This is a genomic window from Thiolapillus sp., from assembly GCF_048562965.1.
Lineage (GTDB): Bacteria > Pseudomonadota > Gammaproteobacteria > Chromatiales > Chromatiaceae > Thiolapillus > Thiolapillus brandeum_A.
The window spans coordinates 1-839 of sequence record NZ_JBHNMF010001144.1 but is presented as its reverse complement, the minus strand read 5'-3'; the positions used below and the strand labels follow the sequence as shown (position 1 = coordinate 839).

General features: G+C 56.0%; 1 protein-coding gene. It reads left to right on the top strand.

Features of this window, described 5'->3' with window-relative positions; all coding sequences use genetic code 11:
• Window positions 1-97 precede the first annotated feature (97 nt).
• Window positions 98-490 (top strand): sensor histidine kinase, encoded by a 393-nt coding sequence (locus ACOCD2_RS22890; RefSeq protein ID WP_293689767.1) that lies wholly within the window; start codon window positions 98-100, stop codon window positions 488-490.
• Window positions 491-839: the final 349 nt, after the last annotated feature.

Genomic DNA, 839 nt, shown 5'->3' with positions numbered 1-839 from the left:
ATGACGCGCCTTCGGTGGCATCAGACATGTCCATCGATTTCTCCTGTGTCGTGAAATTTCAGGAGAAAGTCTGCACGGGGTCAGGTCGGGAAAACAGGTGTGGATTCTTGGGCGCTTACGCTGCAGCGAAGAGGCTGTCCTGCAGGCAGACAGGGAACTGATGAGTCTGCTCGTGCACAATCTGCTGGGCAATGCGATCAAATACGGGCGTCAGTACGCCGAAATCAGCGTCAGCCGGGATGACGGGGCATTGCGGCTGGAAGTCCTGGATGACGGTCCCGGTATCAGCGACAGCGAATTACCCCATCTGTTTGAACGTTTCTACCGTGGCACCGTCGCGAAGCAGCAGGCGCAGGGCAACGGTCTGGGGCTGTCCATTGTAAAGCGCATCGTGGAACTCCACGGTTTCCGGATCAGCGCAGGTAGACGGACGGAAGGTGGGTTGAGGGTTTCACTGCTGACTCCCGAAGGATCGTGGGCACCGGCCTAGCCCGAACATTTCACCCAGTCGCTGGAAAAATATTCTAGCTTACGGTATTTCATGGAATATTCTGGAATATTAGTAAAGTGCAAAATGTTACCGGGCATCGCTGAACGCGCCCTCGCACCGGTCTCGCCGTCCATCTGCGGTATTTGCTCAATCATCAATAGCTTGGGCTATTGATTCAATCCCAAATCCGCACCTGAACGCCGATCCGGGCACGATCACCGCGTTCCCGGGTGAAATTTCCGGGAGTGCGTCCTGAAAGCTGTGTGCTTTCCAAGTGGGTGAAAGGCCCGCCTCTCAAACCTGGCCGGGAGAGAGTAACCGAGTCTTGCGTGCGTGTCGGTAACGGCAG